At 55.9% G+C, this 4,133-nt stretch carries 5 protein-coding genes; 4 read left to right on the top strand and 1 reads right to left on the bottom strand.

Annotation, left to right across the window (positions count from 1 at the left end):
• From AC1DVH_RS27115 to AC1DVH_RS27100, 4 genes are all read left to right on the top strand, one after another.
• On the top strand, positions 1-665 hold a 665-nt coding region (locus tag AC1DVH_RS27115), incomplete at its 5' end, for an alpha/beta fold hydrolase (RefSeq protein WP_477756388.1).
• Positions 666-700: 35 nt separating this feature from the next.
• On the top strand, positions 701-1,099 hold the full coding sequence (locus AC1DVH_RS27110) for a helicase (protein WP_477756387.1): 399 nt from the start codon (positions 701-703) through the stop codon (positions 1,097-1,099).
• A gap of 20 nt (positions 1,100-1,119) precedes the next feature.
• Positions 1,120-1,833 carry a winged helix-turn-helix transcriptional regulator gene (locus AC1DVH_RS27105; RefSeq protein WP_477756386.1) on the top strand — a complete coding sequence of 238 codons (714 nt, stop codon included), beginning with the start codon at positions 1,120-1,122 and terminating at the stop codon, positions 1,831-1,833.
• On the top strand, positions 1,823-3,079 hold the full coding sequence (locus AC1DVH_RS27100) for an NADH:flavin oxidoreductase/NADH oxidase family protein (RefSeq protein WP_477756385.1): 1,257 nt from the start codon (positions 1,823-1,825) through the stop codon (positions 3,077-3,079). The genes AC1DVH_RS27105 and AC1DVH_RS27100 overlap by 11 nt, the downstream gene beginning before the upstream one ends.
• A gap of 369 nt (positions 3,080-3,448) precedes the next feature.
• Here the strand turns inward: AC1DVH_RS27100 and AC1DVH_RS27095 are convergent.
• On the bottom strand, positions 3,449-4,133 hold a 685-nt coding region (locus AC1DVH_RS27095), incomplete at its 5' end, for a glutathione S-transferase family protein (RefSeq protein WP_477756384.1).

The raw sequence follows: 4,133 nt of genomic DNA, 5'->3' as shown, positions 1-4,133 counted from the left end.
AAGTGATCCTCTTCAATGGTCGTGGCGTGGCCTCGTCCTCCGGCCAGCCACGTCGTCGCATTGAAGACATGGCTGATGATGCCGCCGCCTTCGTACGTGCCTTGGGCCTGGAGAAAATCGATGTATTGGGCTTCTCACTTGGCGGCTTCCAGGCGTTGGATCTGACATGGCGACATCCCGCACTTATTCGTAAGCTGATGCTATTGGGTACAGGCCCGCGTGGAGGCAACCCGGACATGGAACCTGAGGTACTGACGACCGCGCCGCGTCCAGTTCCGACCTACGAAGACTTTGAGTACCTGTTTTTTGGCCGTTCCGAGGTGGCAAAGCGAGCTGCAAGCGAATTCTGGGAGCGCCGGCATCAGCGCGAGGATCAGGATCCGCCTACTTCGCAGGAAGTTGCATCGGCGCAGATCGAGGCAAACATGCTGTATCTGCCGAGGGTGTCCGAAGACGATCCGTTTGCCTACTTACGTCAAATCAAGCAACCGACGTTTATCCTTAATGGCGTGCACGACGTAATGATTCCGACCATCAACTCGTTCTACATGGCGCGCAATCTGCCGAACGCGCAGTTGTTTATTTATCCGGATGCCGGGCACGGCGCGCAGTTCCAGTACCCGGAGCGCTTTCTCTATCACGCCGCCAGGTTTCTCAGCGAATAACGTCAACCCCGATCCACCGACTCAAGGTTGTCACCATGATCAAGTTCAAATTTCTATTGTGGATGTTCACTCAACTGCTGAAACGGCAGGTCAGGAAAAACCCCGATTGCGCCCGCTACATCGCAGGCGAGGATCTTGTGTTCCAGATCCGTACCGATGCAGGTGTCGGCCGCTATTTCGTCATCCGAAACGGCGCCATCCGCTCCGTTGCCGGCCTGGCCGACAATCCGCGCTTCACTTTGAAATTTAAAGACGCCGATAAGGGTTTTGCAATTCTCTCGGCCAAGGACAGCCAGGCAGCGTTCCTTAGAGGGCTGGGTAACGAGGAGTTGGTTATCAGCGGTGATTTCCTCAAGGTAATGTTTTTCCAGGGACTGACTGCTTACCTGCAGCCACCCAAATTGGTCGCTCCCTATGACCGCACTGCGTTTTAACGACGATGGCGCCTGACAAAATGCTAAACAAGACCTATGGGCAGCTGTGTCCGATTGCCAGAAGCCTCGATGTGCTAGGCGAGCGCTGGACGCTATTGGTGCTCCGCGAACTGCTATTGGGCCCAAAGCGGTTCAAAGAGCTGTTGGCGGTATTGCCGGCAATGGGGACTAACCGGTTGTCCGCACGCCTGAAGGTGCTGGTAGACAACGGAATCGCCAAGCCTGCTACAGCGCCAATAGCCGCCTACGAACTAACGGAATTGGGGGAGCAGTTGCGTAAACCACTGCTCGCGCTAGGACTCTGGGGGCTGAGCTTGCCAGTGGACGAACGCATCGATCCCGCAACTGCACGCGCTGAACTCATAGCCCTCAGCCTCACGGGCATTGGCTGCTCCGATGCGAGCACTGGATTACGCGCCACATACGAGTTTCACGTCGGCGAGGAAGTCTTCCACATACGCGTGGATGACAGCCAGATACTCGCGCGCTCAGGTAATGCCCCAGCGGCCGATGTGGTCATCCACTGCGATCTGAATACCTTCATGGCGCTGGCCCTACGACAAATTTCGCCGGCAGATGCATTGCGCGAAGGTCGGGCTCATCTACCGCACACACAGCTCGAAACCTTCGAGCAACTGTTTCAAGCGCTCGAATTCAATCCGGAAAACTTACCGGACACATTGCTTGCTGCTCTTCCTCATTCCAGCCTTGTGGGAACACCAGATGAAAGCTGAAACAAACCTGCTGAACCAATCCCTGCAACTGCCCAACGGAAGCGTGCTGCGCAATCGACTGGCCAAGGCATCGATGAGCGAGACGCTCGGCACTTACGATAACCGTCCCACCCTGGGGCTGGTCGAACTCTACCGTCGCTGGGCAGCTTCCGGTCTGGGACTAATCATTACGGGGAATGTGATGATTGACCGTCGCGCCCTTGGCGAACCGGGCAATGTCGTCATTGAGGACGAGAAAGATCTGCCGGTACTGCGACAGTGGGCGAAGGTTGCTACCGACCAGGGGGCAGCGATCTGGGTGCAACTCAACCACCCTGGCAAACAATCGACAAAGGGGCTGAACGCCAGCAACCTTGCTCCATCGGCTGTTCCGTTCCGAGAGGATATGGCTGCCTTTTTCGAAACCCCGCGTGAAGCCACTGTTGCCGAGATCCAAGACATCATCGAGCGCTTCGGGCGCAGTGCCGCCATCTGCAAAAAAGCTGGATTCGGCGGCGTGGAAATCCACGGAGCACACGGCTACCTAATCAATCAGTTCCTCTCACCCCATCACAATCGGCGCGAAGACGAATGGGGTGGCACACCGCAGAAGCGTCGCCGTTTTGTGCTGGCCGTCTACGCCGAAATTCGACGCCAGGTCGGAGCGGACTTTCCGGTGGGGATTAAACTCAACTCGGCTGATTTCCAGCGCGGTGGCTTCACTGAAGAGGAGTCGATGGAAACTATCCGCGCGCTGATCGACGCGGGTATTGATCTAATCGAGATATCCGGCGGCACCTACGAGGCTCCAGCCATGAGTGGTGCGATGCATGAGCCGAAAAAAGGCTCTACCGTAGCGCGCGAAGCCTACTTCTTGGAGTTCGCYGCGAAGGTTCGAGCTAACGTGCAAGTGCCCTTGATGGTCACAGGCGGTTTTCGCACTGCKGCAGGGATGAACGAGGCACTGCGCTCCGGATCGCTGGATGTGGTCGGTCTGGCACGATTGTTGGCCATTGATCCGGATGCCCCAGCGGCATTGCTGAAGGGGAGCGACAGCAATCAACAGGTGCGACCAATCAATACCGGCATCAAGGCCGTGGATCGCATGGGGATTATGGAAATCCTCTGGTACACCGGACAACTCAAACGCATTGCCAAAGGTGGCGAACCTCGCCCCAACGAAAGTGGATTCTGGGCGTTCCTTAAAGCTGCGTTCGGCAGCGGGTGGGGGGCATTGCGCACTCGCCGCTTGCGGGCCCGCTCCTGAAACCGGCATAAGCTGCGAGTCCCGAGACGCTGCCCTCAGCACCAGTCGGCCGCTTTATTGCTGTACTGGCGTTGACCTCTTACTCGGGTCGTAGAAGCAATCGCACCAGCAATGGTCGCGCGCGGCTTTAGCGTATTCACCAGTCACTGACTACGATTTGAAAACTGAACCTGGTAGGCAGGCCTTTTTGGAGCAACGGTGCCATGTGTTGTGTCCGCAGAAAAAATCAGCGAAGCAGGACGATGTTCTGAGGAAGTTAGGATTACATTTCAGTTTGTGAAACAGAGAAGCCAATAGCGGACGTTCACCGAGGTCCGATTTCGGCCAGGAGCGGCCCTTGGGCGAACGATAAGTCCATCATTTTCTGTATTAACTAAAGTTCGGCTCGGTCAACACGTTACGCCCTGACTGGCGCAATCGCATGCGAAAAAGATAATCACGAAGATTTGATGTTTTTTTCAGCCATTGCGCACTTTCGGGCACGCGTTCCAAATAATCGAGCATAGGCGTCAGGATGGCGTCCGCCATGCTGTAGTCCGCCCCGCAGAAAAATTGCTGCCCGTCCAAATGCTTCGCCAGCAGCCCAAGTGTCTGGATCGCCATTGGCTCGGCGGTAGTCACAGCTTCTCTATCAATAGGGCGTGACGGCTGCGCAGGTGAAACCAGCAGTAAAAGATAACGACGTATCAGTCGATCATCGGCATACATCGCCAGGGCAGCGGACCACTGATCGACCTTTACCTGCTGGGCCAAGTCAGCGGGTCTTGGAGAAGTATGCGCAAAGGCTTCATCCAGGTAGCGGCAAATGGTGGTTGTTTCAATTACGCTCCGCTCTCCATGCAGCAAAACCGGGACCTTGCCAAAAGGATGCAGTGCCTTGTGTTCAGGGCTGTGGAGCGTGATCGTTTTACCATCCACCTGCATCCCGTGTGTGTAATCTAGCGCTTTCTCTTCGCAGTAAAGTCTGACACTACGTACGAAGGTGCTAAATCCAGGTCCCAGTATGTGCAATTTCATGAGTAGCTCCTTGAGGGAAGAGTCGGCAATTCTGGTC

This window comes from Pseudomonas sp. P4_C3 (assembly GCF_056402075.1).
Note: the sequence above shows the minus strand (reverse complement) of the source record. Positions and strands in the feature narration are given on the sequence as shown.

Excerpts from the sequence above, each read along its gene's own strand:
- AC1DVH_RS27110 (WP_477756387.1), top strand. The coding sequence starts at position 701 with ATGATCAAGTTCAAATTTCTATTGTGGATGTTCACTCAACTGCTGAAA.
- AC1DVH_RS27105 (WP_477756386.1), top strand. The coding sequence starts at position 1,120 with ATGCTAAACAAGACCTATGGGCAGCTGTGTCCGATTGCCAGAAGCCTC.